Here is an 18,040-nt window from a genome sequence, read left to right on the forward strand (position 1 = left end):
GGGTAGAGCTGCGATTACTGGCGAAAATTTGATTTAACGCAATCTGTCGCACCTCTAACGATTCTCCCCACTTGCTGCAAGTCAACCCGAGAAACTTATTGCATCAGGGGCGAGTCTGGCAGCTCAAGATCCACACCCTCGACACCGGCTTCAAAAGCCAATACCTGCAGATACTGCCGAAAGGCCCTGCGGGTAACGCTCTCACTAAGGTACTGACGAATTTGTGGTTTAACATGCTCATACGGCAGCTGTTCACCGTCAATGCGCTGGTCTACCCGCACTATGTGCCAGCCGTAACGGCTCTCTATCAGTTCCGGGTTCAGACCTTCCCTGAGAGTCAGTACCGGCCGCTCAAACTCGTCCACAGTCTGGCCTTTACTGATCTGGCCCAGACTACCCTCCTGATGGCGTGATTCACAAGCCGAGTACTGTTTGGCCAGAGCACCAAACTGGGCACGACCTTCCAGTAATGAGGAGAGTAGTTGCTTGCCCATGTCTTCCTGACGCACCCGCTCCTGCGGATCGTCCGGCGCCGCCGCCAACAGAATATGACTGACAGCCATTAACGTCGGACTGCGAAAGCGGCTCGGGTTAGCAGCGTAAAACCGCTCGCAGTCCGCATCACTTGGCTCGGGCACATCCAGCTCTTTTTCCAGAACAGTGGCAAGGGTAGCTTCCTCATCCAACTCCTCCGGCAAGGCCAGCTTTGTTGCCTGTTGCAGCAGTAATTCGCGAATGACGAGACTTCTGGCAGCTTCATGCCAGGCTTCAGCAACTTCGTCTGCCGGGTGGTGTTGCATCTCCCGGGCGATATCATCCTCAGGGATCAGTGTGTCGCCTACATAGACGGGCGGAAATTGATTTCTGGGTTTTTCGGGTTCACCGGTGGGAATCAGTTGCATGGTGGATCTCCGTGAATAGGTCTGTCGAGTGCCTTGCCCCCCTCTCCCCAACCCCTCTCCCGCGAGGGGAGAGGGGAGATACACATCCCAAGCTTTCGGGTTTGTAATCCAGCCCGAGAGCAGTGCAGTTAAAAGCCCCTCTCCCCTGGAGGGAGAGGGGTTGGGGAGAGGGGGGAGGCTCTTACGCCCGCTTGCGCACTACCTGGTACTTACGTCCGAAGTACTCCAGGGGCACACTCAGCATGTGAACCAGTCGGGTGAACGGGAACAATACAAAGATCGTCAGCCCCAGGAAAATATGGAGTTTGTAGATCCAGTGTATTCCTACCATGTACTCGGCAGCGCCTCCCTGGAACGTGAATATGCTCTGCGCCCAGCCTGCCAGTTGCATCATGGTGCCGCCATCAAGGTGCCCCAGTGTGGGCAGTATTGTCAGTAGCCCAAGGGCCACCTGCACGACAAGGACCACAATAATCATATTGTCAGCAAAGGTGCTGCTGGCTTTGACTCTTGGGTCTGTCAGCCGGCGATACGCCAGCATGGCGCCACCCACCAGACACATCACACCGGCGATTCCACCAACGACAATGGCCATGACCTGTTTGGTGCCGGCACTCATGAACGGCTCGTACATAAAGTGTGGCGTCAGCAGGCCAACCAGGTGACCAAAGAAGATCACCAGAATACCCACATGGAACAGCACACTGGCCATTACCATGTTTTTCTTGGTCAGTATCTGGGTGGAATGCGCTTTCCACGTGAACTGTCCGTGGTCGTATCTCGCCCAGGTGCCAAGAATAAGCACGACCAGTGCAATGTACGGGTAAATCCCGAAAATCAGTGTGTTCAGATAAGACATCATCTTGGTCTCCTCCTGCGCCGTCAGGCGTCTCTCGCGGCGGCACGCGCCTGAGCGGGCGTTACATCCGTCATCAGATGGTCACTGAGGTGAATCGTCTGGGTCTGTTCCAGCTCACGCCGACGCTGACCGACAACGCCGCCGGTGCTGCAGGAACTGCCCTGATCATCCACAAACTTCACCATTTCTTCTTCCCAGACCTTGTCCAGTGCTTCCGGCGTGTCGTCACGTTCCTCCGAGGCGACAAGCTGCGCCAGTTCCTGACGGTCGGTTGTGCGCCCGGACAGTTCCAGCAATGTATCCATGGCGACGTGATACACACTTTCCCGCTGATACAGACGCTCGCCCAGCAAACCCAGAATATGGTGAATATCTTCCAGCCAGTTCTGGATTTCGTCCCAGGGCCGGGTCGACAGATACTCCAGGAACAGCGGCAGGTAGTCCGGCAGTTCCCTGGCGTCAATTTCCAGGCCGTTGGCCCGGTACTCTTCCATCAGGTCAACCATTGCCTGCCCGCGGTCGCGGGACTCCCCGTGCACATGCTCAAACAACAGCAGCGACGTGGCGCGGCCTCGGTCAAATGTGCCTGTGTAGGCTTCTTCAAGATCAAGCAGGTTGCCATCACAGAGGCGGTCAATGCACTGCAGCAACTGCTCCTTGTTCCGCTGCGGCAGCCGGCTGTCCTCAAGGACCACGGCAACCATGGCATCTTTAGAGGCCTGAAGCTCAGCGGATGGGTACTCCAGAATCCGTGCAAGTACTTTCAAAAGTTTCATAGTGGCCTCCTCATTCCTGCAACTGTTTCGGGTCGACCTGTTTCACCGTGGTCAGCTTTTGCACCATGGTGGTAGTTTGCTTGCGGCCACCAAACATGTTGAATTTGCTGTCACCGTTACAGCCGTCACCGAAACTGAATCCACAACCGTTCCGCTCTTCATGCGCCGTTGCATCGGGGAAGGCCTCTTTGGCCAGTTCACGATGGCTGGTCGGGATCACGAAGCGGTCTTCGTAGTTGGCTATGGCAAGGTAGCGGTACATTTCGTCCGCCTGGGCTTTGGTCAGGCCGGTCTCTTGCAATGCCGTCAGATCCTCAACACCGTCAACCGTCTCTGCCCGCTTGTACAGTCGCATCGCCATGATGCGTTTGAGTGCGCGGACAATCGGCTTTTCGTCCCCGGCGGTGAGCATGTTGGCCAGGTACTTCACCGGAATACGCAGGCTTTCGATTTTCGGCAATACCCCATCAAACTCTACGTTACCGGCTTCAGCCGCTGACTGAATCGGGCTGAGGGGCGGCACATACCAGACCATGGGCAGTGTGCGGTATTCCGGGTGCAGTGGCAGAGCCAGTTTCCAGTCTACGGCCATCTTGTAGACCGGGCTGCGCTGGGCCGCCTCTATCACGTTCATGGGCACGCCGTCTTTGCGGGCCTGCTCAATCACTTTCGGATCGTTGGGATCCAGGAAGATCTCCAGCTGCTTTTCATACAGCTCGTGTTCGCCCGGGGTGCTGGCCACTTCTTCGATGCGGTCGGCATCGTAAAGCAGCACACCCAGATAGCGGATACGGCCGACGCAGGTCTCGGAGCACACCGTCGGCATGCCCGCTTCAATCCGCGGGTAGCAGAAGATGCACTTTTCAGACTTGCCGGTTTTCCAGTTGAAGTAGATTTTCTTGTAGGGGCAGCCGGATACACACATCCGCCAGCCACGACATTTGTCCTGATCAATCAGTACGATGCCGTCTTCTTCCCGCTTGTAGATGGCGCCACTCGGGCAGGCCGCTACGCAGGTCGGGTTGAGGCAGTGCTCGCACAGACGCGGCAGGTACATCATGAATGTGTTTTCGAACTGGCCGTAGATATCGGCCTGCACGTTGTCGAAGTTTTTATCCTTGCGACGCTTGGCAAACTCGGTACCCAGAATTTCTTCCCAGTTCGGTCCCCATTCAATCTTTTCCATGCGCTTGCCGGAGATCAGCGAACGGGGGCGGGCAACCGGCTGATGCTTGCTGTCACCAGCGGTATGCAGATGCTGGTAGTCAAAATCGAACGGTTCATAATAATCGTCGATTTCCGGCAGATCCGGGTTGGCGAAAATATTCGCTAGAACCCGGAACCGGCCGCCAATACGGGGCTGTATTTTTCCGGATTTGGTCCGCATCCAGCCGCCTTTCCACTTGTCCTGGTTCTCCCACTCTTTCGGGTAGCCGATTCCAGGCTTGGTCTCGACGTTATTGAACCAGGCGTATTCCATGCCTTCACGGCTTGTCCATACGTTTTTGCAGGTTACTGAACAGGTGTGACAGCCAATGCACTTGTCCAGGTTCAGTACCATGCCAACTTGGGAACGGATTTTCATTTTACAGCCTCCTGAACAATGTCATTGCCTTCACCGTCGAGCCAGTCAACGTTCTTCATCTTACGCACCACTACAAACTCATCGCGGTTGGAGCCCACGGTTCCGTAGTAGTTGAAACCGTAGGAGAACTGCGCGTAGCCGCCGATCATGTGGGTGGGTTTCGGGCAGACCCGTGTCACGGAGTTGTGTATGCCACCCCGGCTACCGGTAATCTCAGACCCCGGTATATTCACAATCCGCTCCTGCGCGTGGTACATCATCATCATGCCCGGCATGACTCGCTGACTCACAACAGCACGGGCCGCAAGGGCACCGTTGGCGTTGAACACCTCTACCCAGTCGTTGTCTTCCACTCCCACATCGCGGGCATCGTCTTCACTCAACCAAACGATGGGGCCACCACGGGACAGGGTGAGCATCATCAGGTTGTCGCTGTAGGTACTGTGAATCCCCCACTTCTGGTGTGGTGTAAGGAAGTTCAGCGCTTTTTCCGGGTTGCCGTTGCTGCGCTGGTTGAGCATTTTGCTCACCGTCTTGGTGTTGATCGGTGGACGATACACCAGCAGGCTTTCACCGAAGGCACGCATCCATTCGTGGTCGAGATAGAACTGCTGACGACCGGTGAGTGTGCGCCAGGGAATCAGCTCGTGCACGTTGGTGTAGCCGGCGTTGTAAGACACGTGTTCGTCTTCCAGACCAGACCAGGTAGGGCTGGAGATGATCTTGCGCGGCTGCGCAACAACATCGCGGAAGCGAATCGCTTCGTGCTCCTTACCTTTAGCCAGGTGGCTGTGATCCAGACCCGTGAACTCCGACAAGGCCGACCAGGCTTTAACGGCTACGTGGCCGTTGGTCTCCGGGGCCAGGGACAGAATCACTTCTGCAGCATCAATGGCACTGTCAATTTTCGGCCGGCCGGCATTGGCACCGTCAATATGCTTGAAGTTCAGGTCACCCAGGAACTTCACTTCGTCTTCGGTGTTCCAGTTAATACCCTTGCCGCCATTACCCAGCTTATCCATCAGCGGCCCGAGTGATGTGAAACGGGCATAGGTATTCGGGTAGTCCCGCTCGACGGTGACAAAGTTCGGTGCGGTTTTACCAGGAATCAGGTCACACTCGCCCTTCTTCCAGTCTTTCACATCAAACGGCTGACCCAGCTCTGCCGGTGCGTCGTGCATCAGAGGCACAGTAACCACATCGGTCTCCACACCCAGGTGTCCCTCGGATGCTTTCGAGAAAGCCTTGGCAATGCCTTTGTAGATTTCCCAGTCGCTGCGGGATTCCCAGGCCGGGTCTGTTGCAGCCGTCAGCGGGTGAATGAACGGGTGCATGTCTGACGTGTTCAGGTCGTTCTTTTCATACCAGGTAGCGGTTGGCAGAACAATGTCTGAATACAGGCAGGTGGTAGACATGCGGAAGTCCAGGGTCACCAGCAGATCAAGCTTGCCTTCGGTTGCTTCATCGTGCCACTTCACCTCTTCCGGCTTGGCACCGCCTTCCTCGCCCAGGTCCTTGCCCTGCAGGCCACTCTTGGTGCCCAGCAGGTATTTGAGCATGTATTCATGGCCTTTGCCCGAGGAGCCCAGCAGGTTTGAGCGCCAGATAAACAGGTTGCGCGGATGGTTCTCGGGGGCTTCCGGATCTTCTGCGGCAAACGCCAGAGAGCCGTCTTTCATGGACTGGGTCACGTAGTCCGCAACCTCCATACCGGCTTTCTCAGCTTCCGCGGCAATACCCAGTGGGTTGCGGTTAAGCTGCGGCGCTGACGGCAACCAGCCCATGCGCTCGGCGCGCACGTTATAGTCGATCAGACTGCCGCCAAATTTCGACTTGTCTGCCAGCGGCGACAGAATCTCATCAACTCCCAGCTTCTCGTAGCGCCACTGACCGGAGTGTGCATAGAAGAATGAGGAGCCGTTCATCTGCCGGGGCGGACGCTGCCAGTCCAGACCAAACGCCAGCGGTTGCCAGCCGGTTTGCGGACGCAGCTTTTCCTGACCCACGTAATGGCTCCAGCCACCACCGCTCTGGCCGATACAACCGCACATGATCAGCATGTTGATCAATGCCCGGTAGTTCATGTCCATGTGGTACCAGTGGTTCATACCGGCACCCACAATGATCATGGAACGGCCCTTGGTCTTGTGGGCGTTCTCGCCAAATTCCCGGGCAATGCGGATCACTTTCTCGGCGGGTACGCCGGTGATTTTTTCCTGCCAGGCCGGCGTATAGGGCTTCACCTGATCATAGGAGGTAGCACCGTCATCTTCGCCCAGGCCACGGCTGATGCCATAGTTAGCAACCATGAGGTCATAAACAGTAACGACAAGCGCTTCGCTGCCATCCACAAGATCAATCTTACGACTGCCCAGCTTGTGGGTCAGGGTGTCGCTGATTTCCACAGACTTGAAGTGATCATGCTTGATGCCGCCAAAGTACGGGAACGCAACGTCGACCACTTCGTCGTGCTTTTTCACCATCGACAACTGCAGATTCACATCTTCAGCCTGGGCGGTCTGCTTCAGGTTCCACTTGCCCTTCTCGCCCCAGCGGTAACCGATCGAGCCATTAGGCGCCGTCAGCTGGTTGGTGTTTTCATCAATCGCAATGGTTTTCCATTCCGGATTGTTCTCTTCGCCCAGTCCATCGACCAGGTCACTGGCCCGCAGGAAACGACCGGGTACGTACCGCCCATCTTCCATTTTGTCCAGCTTGACCAGGTACGGCATGTCGCTGTAGCGACGGACGTAATCGGTGAAGTACTCGCTGGGGTTATCCACGTGGAACTCTTTCAGTATCACGTGCCCCATCGCCAGACCCATGGCAGCGTCGGTGCCCTGCTGCGGGTTCAGCCACTCATCGGAGAGCTTTGATACTTCGGCAAAGTCCGGAGTTACGGCAACGGTTTTTGTGCCCTTATAACGTACTTCGGTAAAGAAGTGAGCATCCGGTGTCCGGGTCTGCGGCACGTTCGAGCCCCAGGCAATGATATAGCCCGAGTTGTACCAGTCAGCAGATTCGGGAACGTCAGTCTGTTCACCCCAGGTTTGCGGAGAAGCCGGCGGCAGGTCGCAATACCAGTCATAAAAGCTCAGGCAGGTGCCGCCGATCAGCGACAGGTAACGGGCGCCGGAGGCGTATGAGATCATCGACATAGCAGGAATCGGCGAGAAGCCGACAATGCGGTCCGGGCCATGCTTTTTGGCCGTATAGACGTTGGACGCACCAATCAGCTCGTTCACTTCATCCCAGCTGGAACGCACAAAGCCACCCATACCACGGCGCGGCTTGTACTCGGCGGTTTTCTTCGGATCTTCCACAATAGACGCCCAGGCTTCCACCGGGTCGTTGAACTGAATGCGGGCCGCACGCCACAGCTGCATCAGATGCTTACGCATCAGGGGGTATTTCAGGCGGTTGGCGCTGTACATATACCAGGAGTAGCTGGCGCCTCGCGGACACCCACGTGGCTCGTGGTTAGGCAGATCAGGACGGGTACGGGGGTAGTCGGTCTGCTGGGTCTCCCAGGTGACCAGCCCGTTCTTCACATATATTTTCCAGCTGCATGAGCCGGTACAGTTTACGCCGTGGGTAGAGCGTACAATTTTGTCATGCTGCCAGCGCTGGCGGTAGCTGTTTTCCCAGTCGCGACTGACGTCGTGGGTTTCGCCGTGGCCGTCCGCGAAGGACTCACGCTTTTTGCTGAAGTAGCTCAGCTTATCGATCAAATGACTCATGGTTTTGTCTCCGTCTGCCGGATCGTTTTCCGATTTGAGTTCATTGTGTGGCAGAACCACTCTGAAATCTGCATGGTTACTACTACATAATCACCAGCTACCCATGAAGGGGTACTTTGCCTATATCCCGGGCTGGAGAAGATTCTGGCGCTCATGATTGCGACTGAAACGGGAAAACATGATCTGAAAGCCACAAAGCAGTACAAACAGAATCATGAAAACTGTGCTGCGTATACCTATCCAGTGATTGGCAGCTCCGAAAACAACCGGCAACAGGAATGCAACGGAACAGGCACTGAGCAATAACAGACCGGCCACAAATGCGGCGCTTCGCTTGCTTTCAATAACAGCCATTCGCTGCAGACTCCCCATAGCGCACCCCAGGGCGATCCCAAGCACCACAATAAAGATACTTTCAGCATACAAAGGCAGGGCAAACTCAATTCTGATCACTGTATCCATTCCGCGAATAAGCAGGGTCATGGGCGGGTAAGATAAGAACAGAAGTGCCATGAGACCCGTAAAAACGGACCGGCCAATAACCCTGGGGCTTCCATAGCGATCCGAGAGCCACCCCCCGAGAATCTGAGCCAGTGCGCCGGGAATAATGAACCACTGCGCAAGCCTTGCGCCGGATTCCACCTGTAGCCCGAACTGGGAAGAAAGATAATCCGGAAACCACAGGGCCAGAGCGAAAAAACTTCCGGCAATCACGCCGAAATAAACAGCCAACTGCCAGACGCCCTGCTGACTGAAGCGTTCAAACACGACTTTGGCAGGTATTCCGATGTCTGGTTCTGTAACCGGATCTTCCGGGTCTGTAAGCAACAGAAAAAGCAAAATGACAACCACCAGCACAATCAGGTACGCCAGTGGAACGCCATGCCAGGAAAATGCCTCATGGAACAGTGGCACTAAATAGTAGGTAAATCCGGCGCCCGTGACCCCCGCACCAAACACACCGAGTACAAGCCCGAGCCGGTTCTGCCGGGTATGACTGGTGACAAATTGCAGCCCGGCGCTGTAAAAACCGCCGGCCAGGCCGAGCCCTCCCGCGGCCAGCAGGTAGCCAGGGAATGTGTCGGTTAAAAGCAGAATCACCATGCACAGCCCAAGCCCTGCAAGGCATACAAGCATGATGCGACGGGCGCCAAATCTGTGGGCCGCAAGCCCGGCGGGGACAGCAAGGATCGCGCTAACGGCCATGGGCATGGCAAGAAGCAACCCAAACTGCAGATTGCTGAGACCCAGTTCGGCACGGACATGTATCCCCGCGACCGCAAACAGCGTCCAGCAGCCTGCAGCAATAACAAGGCCGGTGACCGCCAGCGGCAGAATAACGGCAAGTGTTGCCAGCCGCTCATCCTCCTGAACCGCCTCAGATTTCATCGGCTAACGTCCTTAATGAACAATTTTAAACCCGTTTTTCAGTTTCATCTTTTGCCCTGATGCAGGTCAAAGACTATGATGGGTTACCAACCATTGGGGTAATTGACTAACCTCAACGAGGTATATGTTCCGGCGACTGCAAAAACGAGACTTAATGAAATCCAGAAGCCCTCTTGTGAACCGGATTGCCATTGTTGTTTGTGCGATTGTGCTTACTTCGTTTGTCAGCATGGCCACAACGCTTGCGGTTTCGAAAAGCATTGAAGGGAATGCCACTGCTATTAACCTGGCCGGGGCTCTCCGCATGGGTGCATTTCAATTACTGAGCAAAGTGGCCAGCCCGGCAAGCACCTATAACCAAGGGGAGAGCATCAGCACTCTGACGCCTCTCCATGAAACGAAACTGTCCAGCCCTCTGATTACACGGACAATTCCAGATACATCTGACCATCCGCTGGCAAAGCAGTACCAGGCGGTTGCGGAATACTGGCGGCACACCCTTCGACCCAGGCTTGAGAGCTACCCTCAGGGCACACCGGTCAGTGCCTCAATGCTGGCGGCCACGCAAACCTATGTTGACTCTGTAAACCAGCTGGTGAGCATGCTTGAGAGGCGCACAGAAGCTCGCATCGAGTTGTTGCACCTGATCCAGCTCATCAGTCTGGCATTCTCTATCCTGATCATCATCGCGTTGTTTTTTGACCTCAGAAACCGCGTTCTGAAACCTCTTCGCAAGCTGGTTGGCATTGCAACCGCCGTTGGCGAACAGGACTTTTCTGTCAAAGCGGACCTGCACGGAAGAGATGAGCTGGCTCAGCTGGGCAGTGCGTTTGACCAGATGACCAGCGAGCTTGCGCTGACCTATTCCGAGCTTGAAGAGCGGGCCCGCAGCAAAACCGAGGAACTGGAAACAAGCCATGCGGCATTGCAACTTCTGCACGCTTCCAGCCGCGACCTGTTTGCCAAGCACGACCTGTGCAGCGGTGCCGTCCCTATGCTGCGGGAACTGGAACAACTTCTGGGTATAGGGCCGATCCAGCTTTACTTACACGACAAAAACTCTTCCAAACCAGTACAAACGGCAACCACAGCGGCAACCGAGCGGCCTTTTTACTGCGGTGACCATAACTGCGATGCCTGCCTGATAACCCAGAAAGCCTATGATGAATTGCCTATGGAAAGCGACAATGGCCGCAAGCTGCTGCTGCCTATCCGAACGCCGGGCAGTCTGCTGGGCACCCTGGAGGTCTGGTACTCAGCAGAGCAAGGCCTTTCGGACACCACCCGCCGCCTGCTGGACACTCTAAGTGACCAACTGGCAACCGCCATTTACCTTGAGCGCCAGATTACCGAGGAACAGCAACTGACACTGGCGGAAGAGCGCACCGTGATTGCCCGTGAACTGCATGATTCCCTGGCGCAATCACTGTCTTACCTGAAAATGCAGGTAGCCCGACTGCGCCGACTGGATATTGAAGGCGACCAGAAAGGTGCCCATGATGCCATCCTGGAAGAGCTGAGTACTGGCCTGAACAGCGCCTACCGTCAGCTAAGGGAGCTGCTGGCAACCTTCCGTCTGAAGCTGGATACGCCGGATCTTGCCACCGCCCTTCGCAAAACCATTGACGAATTTTCCGAAAGGCTGGGTAAACCTGTAGGCCTGAATTACAATCTCCCCCCTCAGGCCCTGTCACCCAACGAAGAGATACACACTCTGCAGATTGTGCGCGAAGGGCTTGCCAATGCGGTCAAACATGCCGACGCTACGGACATTCGTGTGGATGTGCTGTTTGAGTCACCGCAAGTGAGGGTGCGAGTACAGGATAATGGTAAAGGTCTGCCCAAAGGTGGGCAGCCAGTCAACCACTATGGTTTGATTATCATGCAGGACCGCGCCAGCACCCTGGGCGGTCAGGTTGTCGTACAGAACCGCGAAGAAGGCGGCGTAGAAGTGGAGCTTATATTCGTTCCCGCAAGCCGGCACCTGATTCCGACCGAAGCATCGGGCTCCTGAACACCAGAATAGAGAGGAAACACAATAGCATGTCTGAAACACCCGCCAGTATATTGCTCATCGACGACCATCCGCTGTTACGTCAGGGCATAAGACAGCTTGTTGAAATGGAGGCGGACATGATGATCGCAGGCGAAGCCAGCAACGCCGAAGATGGCATTCGCCTGGCAACCGAGAATGAACCTGATTTAATCCTGCTGGACCTCAATATGCCCGATGTCAGTGGTATTGAGGCCCTGAAAAGGCTACGGGGACTGAATGTAAGCTCCCGGATCGTCATGTTTACAGTGTCGGACCAGGAAGACGATGTTGTTGCCGCTCTCAGAGCAGGCGCCGACGGTTACCTGCTGAAGGACATGGAACCGGAAGATATGATTGCCCAGCTTCACCAGGCAGCCGTCGGAAAAATGGTGATCAGTGACCGGCTGACCACGTTACTGGCCGAAGCCCTGCGCTCAAACAAGCCGCAACAGACCTCCGAGCCAGACTTCGACACCCTCACCCCGCGGGAAAAAGATATTCTGCGGTTAATTGCCGAGGGGCTATCCAACAAAATGATTGGCCGCAAACTCGATATCAGTGACGGCACGGTCAAAGTGCATGTAAAACATCTGCTGAAAAAGCTCAGCTTGCGTTCACGGGTTGAAGCTGCCATTTGGGCTGTAGAAAAAGGTCTGCATAAAGACTGAGCTATATCAAATCAAATGTTACAGCTTTTGGGTACTTTGGGCAGTCTGAAGCTACTGCCCGGAGTTTATTATGGCCCTGCCACCGCTTGCCACCCATCGACTGCCAGCTAAACCGCTGATCAGTGATACTCTGGCTCTGTTTTCGCAATACCTGCCGTCGCCCTCCCCTTTACTTAGCGCCATTGACCGCTCCATCCCGGTTCCTGTCAAACAGGTTATTGCCGAAGCACCGTTGAACCGGATTTTTTCCGAGGCCATTGCCGATGGGGAATTTGATGATTTTGAGGGTCGTCGTATCCGGCTGGAAGTAAACGGCGGCCAACCCGGCATTACCTTTGGTTTCTGGGCTGGCCGGCTGCGAGTACTGGAAGGTCCGGGCGAAGCCACCATCCGCGGCTCCCTGTCTGCGTTCAAGATTCTGTCTGAACGTCGGCAGGATCCCGACCAGCTCTTTTTTCAGCGCCGCCTCGTCATTGAGGGCGACACCGAACTGGGGCTTGCCCTGAAAAACCTTCTGGACAGCCTGGAATGGGACCTCAGCCTTCGCAAACTGCTGCCCTTCTGAAGACTGCATCGAATAAGTCACACTGTGCGGTGGCAGGCGTGGTTGCTGCCACCGCACCGATTATTTCCAGTAGTCGTTTGCAGCCGCAACCGTCTGGAAATACGCTGCAATGACTTCCGATGCATGAATCAGCGAGTCTGCATCCTGCGAATACTCTTCACGCTCGCGGAACAGCACCTCTTTATTTGATTGGGTACTTGTAACACCCTTCCGGGCAAGTGTGATTGCCAGCTCAAAGCCTTCCTGCGGTGTTTCAGTCATCAGACTTGGTAACCAGGTATCGGACTTTGTATCCTTCTCACCCTGAGCTGCCAATGGCATGCTGAGGGCAGAAATCGCGAGTAACACAAGACATTTATTTTTGATTGTATTCATTATGGCCTCCTTAATGCTTAATCAATGAAGCGTCCGGGTACGGATGCAATTGCTTCTGCATGCTCTCTAAGGGTAGAACAGTACATTCAGGTGTACAGTGCTTAAAATGATCCGGGTCAACATGCCCAGCCCAGAACTTAAGAGGTTTTATATGGCAACAGGTACTGTGATCAGGCAGCTCAGAGCCGGCAGCCTGAAAAGATTTGCCGGAACAGACACACAAACCGGTATTTACAAACAGGAGATTGAGACGGCGTACCTCGACACCAACGGCCTCTGCAACGACCAGCAGGGTGACAAGCGCCATCATGGCGGCCCCGAGAAAGCGTTGCATCATTTTGCGTCCGACCACTACACCCGCTTGCGCAAGGCGCTTCCGGGCCCGGCTGCGGAGCATTGTAGGCCCGGCGCCTTTGGCGAAAACCTGATAACGGAAGGGTTGACCGAAGCAGACGTCTGCGTTGGAGATACTTATGAGCTTGGAGAGGCTGTTATCCAGGTATCCCAACCCCGCCAGCCCTGCTGGCGGCTGAATCTGCGTTTTGGTATTCCGGACATGTCCCAACGCCTGCAAAACAGTTTAAGAACTGGATGGTACTATCGGGTCCTGCAGCCGGGACAGATCAGCAAAGACGATCGACTGATACTCAAAGAGCGCCCCAATGAAGACTGGCCACTGAGCCGGGTCCTCTCTGTGCTCTATGAAAACACCATGAACCAGGAAGCTCTTACGTTAATGGCTGCTCTTAACGAGGCCTCCCCCAATCTTCGACAGCTTGCACAACAGCGGCTTGATACTAAAAAGGTGGAAAACTGGCAGGGCCGGCTATTCGGGCCGGCCAGTATCGCCTGACAACCCGGTTTTTAACCTTAATCAGCCACCAGGTCCATGCCCGGCTTGCCATACCAGTACCCATTACACGGTGGTGCCTCAACCAGCTGCAACGGGTCAGTTGCCGGGATTTCACCCCGACGCGCCTGATCGAAGCGGCGAACCACCTCTTCCATGCCCTGATGTTCCGGGCTCAGCCGAACCGTGGATACGCCCATTTGCTGCATGTCCGGTATTTCCCGCATAAGGTCATAACGTGCCCCGGAGAGCGTGGATATGCCGTTAAGCCGGAACAGTTCCTGTGATTCCCGGGAACGCAGCTCCATGCCATCCGGATGCTGCAGGCAGCGGAACTCACAATTATCCTTAGGCAGGTTGTAGTGGCGCGCGGTAAAGCAACGGGACGACCAGGCAAGAGGCAAGAATCCCCAGGCGAAGACCTCTGCCGGCAAATCAAGGCCCTCTGCTTCCAGTTCCCTGATCAACTGATGCAGCGTGTCTCGCCCCAGCTCTACGGGCAGGTTCCAGCCTTTTAGTCCCTGTTTCGCCAACAGCTTCAGGGTGGCGCTGTTATAGATATTCATTGATGGGCCGGTAATAAACGGCAGGTTGTTCCGGGTTGCCAACTGCAAGGCACTCTGGTCATTAGCCTCAACCAGATAGTCTTTCTGACTGCAGATTTTACGCAGTGCCCGCAAATCCGCTTCAGACTCAATCAATGTCTGCGTTGACAGCACCACCTCTTTGCCGGACTCCTTCAGAACGCCGGCGATTTCCAGCCAGTCTGCCAATCTGAGCTCCCGGCGGCGAGAGCAGACGGTTTCCCCCAGGTAGACTGTATCCACTGGCCACTCGGCTGCGTTGGCGTAAAAATCAAATACTGTTTGCTTGGACCAGAACCAGAGGATCGGGCCCAGAGAGAGCTTCATCATTACTTTTCCTGCCTCATTTCCATTTGCGGTGGTAGGCACCGATCGTGGTCAGACCACCTTCAGACAAACCCGCGAGTGTGCTATTCCAGGCGGGGTCCACCTGGAACTCACCTGCACCAGCCTGCAACCTGTCCAGAGCCTGGCGCCAGGTTCTGGCAACATCGGCAATATAGGCAGGGCTCCGTTGACGGCCTTCAATTTTTACGGCACTGATACCCAGCTTTTGCAACTCCGGCAATAAATCCAGCGTGTTCAGGCTGACCGGTTCTTCGATGGCATGGTACACACTGCCCTCAACTTCAAACCGCCCTTTACACAAGGTTGGATAACCTGCGGACTCGCCTTTGCCATAACGGTCAATCAGTACATCGTTAAGACGGGATTCCAGTCCATCCCGGGTCTCCTCCCAGCGTACAGCCTTGGCTGGCGAGCAGGCGCCGCGGGTATTCGGGGACTCATCAGTGAGATAAGACGATAAATAACACCGGCCTTCTGCCATGATGCACAGACTACCGAAGGCAAACACCTCCAGCTCTACCGGGCTGTTTTTGGCGACACCACGCACCTGGTCTATCGATAAAACACGGGGCAGCACTGCGCGTCGGATATCGAAGTTGTCTTTGTAGAAGCGCAAGGCTTCATAACTGGTGGCAGACCCCTGAACCGATAAGTGCCGGTCCACCTGAGGATGCCGGTTGGCGGCGTATTCCAGCAATCCCATATCCGCAAGAATAAGGGCATCGATCCCTAACGCGGCAGCCCGGTCAACCGCAGACTTCCATGTTTCCCAGCCATCGGGCTGCGGATACGTATTGATGGCACAGAAGACTCTGGCGCCCTTGCTGTGAGCATACTCAATGCCTTCACCGGCGCGCTTGTCATTAAAGTTAAGCCCGGCAAACTGGCGGGCATTTGTGCTGTCCCTGAACCCCAGATACACGGCGCTGGCTCCGTTATCCACCGCCGACTTCAGGGCCGGCAGGCTGCCGGCCGGGCATACAAGTTCCATGGGCCTTCTCCATAATAAAGTTCCAATGACCATACGTTGTGCAACCGTCTGGGGCATTGACCTTTGTCAGCAGAACTTACGATCGGCCATGACTTTCTTATAGTTACCTCTTATGGAGTACTCCCACGCACAACTACTTACACGAAGAAATATTTATTAAAAACAACCAGATACAAAACTCGCAAATTAAAGTATTAACTTATAACTACCTCTTTTTTTACCCCGTTCTATAAATAGATCTCATGTCCATCCTTGACCACAATATCTACACACCCGCACATCAGTCTGGATACCCTATGCGTAAAATGATCAACAACCTTCCCATGCTCGGGAAGCTTACTTTCCTTGTACTGCCTGCCTTGCTGGTTATCATTTATTTCGCAGCTGAAAGTGTTACAGCCAGCCTCAAGCAGCTAAATAACATGCGTCAGCTAGACGCACTGGTTGAGCTTGCCGATATCAGCGACCCGTTAATTGAATCGTTACAGGTAGAGCGCGGCAGGTCTGCGGTATTTCTGTCAAGCGACTCCGGGCGTGAGGGCGGCCAGCAGGCAAGCCAGGCTCTGAATAACCAACGCAGGCAAACGGATACCCAGCTGAGTGACTACCGCACCCGGATTGCCAGACTGACTCAGGAAACCCGTTTCAGTGCACCTGTCAGTAATCGCATTCAGTCTTTAAAGCGTGAACTGGCTACTGTCGACCGTGTTCGCAATAGCGTCGATAGCCGATCTGTTGACAGCTATGAGGCCGGAGGGCTTTATACGACACTGATCACCGGTTTGCTGGACCAGATTCCTCTGATCCTCGCTCGTTCCACTGACCCCGGCTTAACCCGCAGCATGGGTGCATACTATGCGCTGGCGGAGGCAGCGGAGGCAGCTGGTAAAGAACGTGCTGCCGGTGCCTCTTTGATCAGCAGCAAGGAATTTGACCTCCCCTCAATTCAGACAACTGCTTCATTTGGTGGGCAGCAACAAGCCTTTTTCCGCCAGGCTGATGCAATGTTATCCGGGCGTTCCGGACTCCGGGAAGAACTGGCGAATCTTGCAGATAGCCGTGAGAGCCGCAACCTTGAAGCTATGCGCAAGACGTTATTCAGCAGCCAGTCAGGTATGTACGCACTGGACTCAAACGAATGGTTTGATATCACCACCCAGCGCTTACAGACACTGAACAACGTCCGGGAAACACTGCTGGACAGCACATCGGCCGTGGCTATGCAGAATGTAGCAGCCGGGCGAAGTAACCTGTTTGTCGCATCCGGCATTGCAGGCATAGCGATTATCATCGTGCTTTCGCTGATGATAATTATCGCCAGGGCCATTAATGTGCAAATCAACAGCCTGCTCCAGAGTGTCCGGTTTGCAATGGACAACAAGGATCTTACACAGCACGTACGGCTTAACAGCAAAGATGAAATCGGCAATATTGGCCGGGCCATCAATGAGCTTTTCATGCGGTTCAGCAGCGCGTTGCTGCACATAGATAAAGCCAGTGTACAGCTTGCAACTGCAACGGAAGAAACCAGCTCAACTGCAGATCAGAATGTTGCACAGACCAGGAGCCAGCAATCCGAGGTCGAACAGATTGCTGCTGCTACTGAAGAAATGTCGGCTACATCCGAGCAGATTTCTGAAAACACGCAACAGGTAGCAGATGCTGCAAATAGTGTTATGGAAAGAAGTCAGACCGGCGAGAAGGTACTTCAGAACAGTGTAACCAGCATCCATTCTCTGGCCAGCTCGGTGAAAAACGTGAACGAAGTTATTGATGAACTGGAGGTGCGCAGTGGCAGCATCGTTGAAGTAATGGATGTGATTCGCAAGGTTGCTGATCAAACCAACCTTCTGGCCCTCAATGCGGCCATTGAGGCAGCACGCGCAGGCGAGCATGGCCGAGGATTTGCTGTGGTCGCTGACGAAGTCCGCACGCTGGCCCGCCAGACACATGATTCAACAACACAGATTGAAGACATTATTACCGGATTACAGTCGATCACAAAAAATGCCAGCAGTTCCATAACCGCCAGCCACGAACTGGCCAGCGAGACAATTGAACAGACAGGGGAGCTGGAGCAGGCGTTTTCTGCCATTCTTGGTGACGTTAACAGTATTTCTGATATGGCGTCCCAGATTGCAACCGCAACCGAGGAGCAGGTGGCCGTCACCCGTGAGCTGGCCGGAAATATGGAATCTGTCAGCGAAGCGGCAACACTGACACTGACCGGATCCCAGGAAATTTCCCACGTTACCGGAGAGCAGGCAAAACTTGCCCGCCAGCTTCAGGATCTGGCCAATGAGTTCAGGGTTCAGGAACCCCAAAGCGACCATTCCTGAATGAAAAACGGGAGCCTGGCGGCTCCCGTTTTTA

At 54.9% G+C, this 18,040-nt stretch carries 14 protein-coding genes; 5 read left to right on the forward strand and 9 right to left on the reverse strand.

Annotation, left to right across the window (positions count from 1 at the left end):
• Positions 1-95 precede the first annotated feature (95 nt).
• From FFI95_RS00210 to FFI95_RS00235, 6 genes are all read right to left on the reverse strand, one after another.
• The gene (locus tag FFI95_RS00210) at positions 96-902 is read right to left on the reverse strand and encodes a peptidylprolyl isomerase (protein ID WP_144820344.1); all 807 of its coding nucleotides are present in this window, start codon (positions 900-902) and stop codon (positions 96-98) included.
• A gap of 181 nt (positions 903-1,083) precedes the next feature.
• On the reverse strand, positions 1,084-1,761 hold the full coding sequence (narI, locus tag FFI95_RS00215) for a respiratory nitrate reductase subunit gamma (protein ID WP_144821397.1): 678 nt from the start codon (positions 1,759-1,761) through the stop codon (positions 1,084-1,086).
• A 23-nt stretch (positions 1,762-1,784) separates the two neighbouring features.
• Positions 1,785-2,537 (reverse strand): nitrate reductase molybdenum cofactor assembly chaperone, encoded by a 753-nt coding sequence (narJ, locus tag FFI95_RS00220; RefSeq protein ID WP_144820345.1) that lies wholly within the window; start codon positions 2,535-2,537, stop codon positions 1,785-1,787.
• A 10-nt stretch (positions 2,538-2,547) separates the two neighbouring features.
• Complete coding sequence (narH, locus tag FFI95_RS00225) at positions 2,548-4,122, reverse strand: nitrate reductase subunit beta (protein ID WP_144820346.1); 1,575 nt, start codon at positions 4,120-4,122, stop codon at positions 2,548-2,550.
• Positions 4,119-7,862 carry a nitrate reductase subunit alpha gene (locus FFI95_RS00230; RefSeq protein ID WP_144820347.1) on the reverse strand — a complete coding sequence of 1,248 codons (3,744 nt, stop codon included), beginning with the start codon at positions 7,860-7,862 and terminating at the stop codon, positions 4,119-4,121. Before FFI95_RS00230 ends, narH begins: the two co-directional genes overlap by 4 nt.
• Positions 7,863-7,982: 120 nt before the next feature.
• Entirely contained in the window at positions 7,983-9,251 is a 1,269-nt protein-coding gene (locus FFI95_RS00235; RefSeq protein WP_144820348.1) for an MFS transporter, read from the reverse strand.
• 154 nt (positions 9,252-9,405) lie between these two features.
• Here FFI95_RS00235 and FFI95_RS00240 point away from each other — a divergent pair, with 154 nt between their 5' ends.
• The 3 genes from FFI95_RS00240 (at position 9,406) to ubiT (ending at position 12,519) form a co-directional block, all read left to right on the forward strand.
• On the forward strand, positions 9,406-11,265 hold the full coding sequence (locus FFI95_RS00240; RefSeq protein ID WP_144820349.1) for a histidine kinase: 1,860 nt from the start codon (positions 9,406-9,408) through the stop codon (positions 11,263-11,265).
• Between the two features lie 29 nt (positions 11,266-11,294).
• Positions 11,295-11,954, forward strand: coding sequence for a two-component system response regulator NarL (gene narL / locus FFI95_RS00245; protein ID WP_144820350.1), 660 nt, complete (start codon positions 11,295-11,297; stop codon positions 11,952-11,954).
• Positions 11,955-12,024: 70 nt separating this feature from the next.
• Positions 12,025-12,519 carry a ubiquinone anaerobic biosynthesis accessory factor UbiT gene (gene ubiT, locus FFI95_RS00250; RefSeq protein WP_144820351.1) on the forward strand — a complete coding sequence of 165 codons (495 nt, stop codon included), beginning with the start codon at positions 12,025-12,027 and terminating at the stop codon, positions 12,517-12,519.
• A 60-nt stretch (positions 12,520-12,579) separates the two neighbouring features.
• Here ubiT and FFI95_RS00255 read toward each other — a convergent pair whose 3' ends face one another.
• Positions 12,580-12,894: a hexameric tyrosine-coordinated heme protein gene (locus tag FFI95_RS00255; RefSeq protein ID WP_218975816.1), complete on the reverse strand. Its 315-nt coding sequence runs from the start codon at positions 12,892-12,894 to the stop codon at positions 12,580-12,582.
• 151 nt (positions 12,895-13,045) lie between these two features.
• Here FFI95_RS00255 and FFI95_RS00260 point away from each other — a divergent pair, with 151 nt between their 5' ends.
• Entirely contained in the window at positions 13,046-13,747 is a 702-nt protein-coding gene (locus FFI95_RS00260) for an MOSC domain-containing protein (RefSeq protein WP_144820352.1), read from the forward strand.
• Positions 13,748-13,764: 17 nt separating this feature from the next.
• On the opposite strand, the gene FFI95_RS00265 is transcribed toward FFI95_RS00260, so the two are convergent.
• Entirely contained in the window at positions 13,765-14,658 is an 894-nt protein-coding gene (locus FFI95_RS00265) for a U32 family peptidase (RefSeq protein ID WP_144820353.1), read from the reverse strand.
• Positions 14,659-14,671: 13 nt separating this feature from the next.
• Positions 14,672-15,667 carry a ubiquinone anaerobic biosynthesis protein UbiU gene (ubiU, locus tag FFI95_RS00270; protein ID WP_144820354.1) on the reverse strand — a complete coding sequence of 332 codons (996 nt, stop codon included), beginning with the start codon at positions 15,665-15,667 and terminating at the stop codon, positions 14,672-14,674.
• Between the two features lie 296 nt (positions 15,668-15,963).
• Between ubiU and FFI95_RS00275 the strand changes: the two genes are divergently transcribed.
• Positions 15,964-18,006: a methyl-accepting chemotaxis protein gene (locus FFI95_RS00275; protein ID WP_246069301.1), complete on the forward strand. Its 2,043-nt coding sequence runs from the start codon at positions 15,964-15,966 to the stop codon at positions 18,004-18,006.
• The last annotated feature ends 34 nt before the right edge of the window (positions 18,007-18,040 follow it).

Origin of the sequence: Marinobacter piscis (assembly GCF_007671655.1) — a bacterium.
Lineage (GTDB): Bacteria > Pseudomonadota > Gammaproteobacteria > Pseudomonadales > Oleiphilaceae > Marinobacter > Marinobacter piscensis.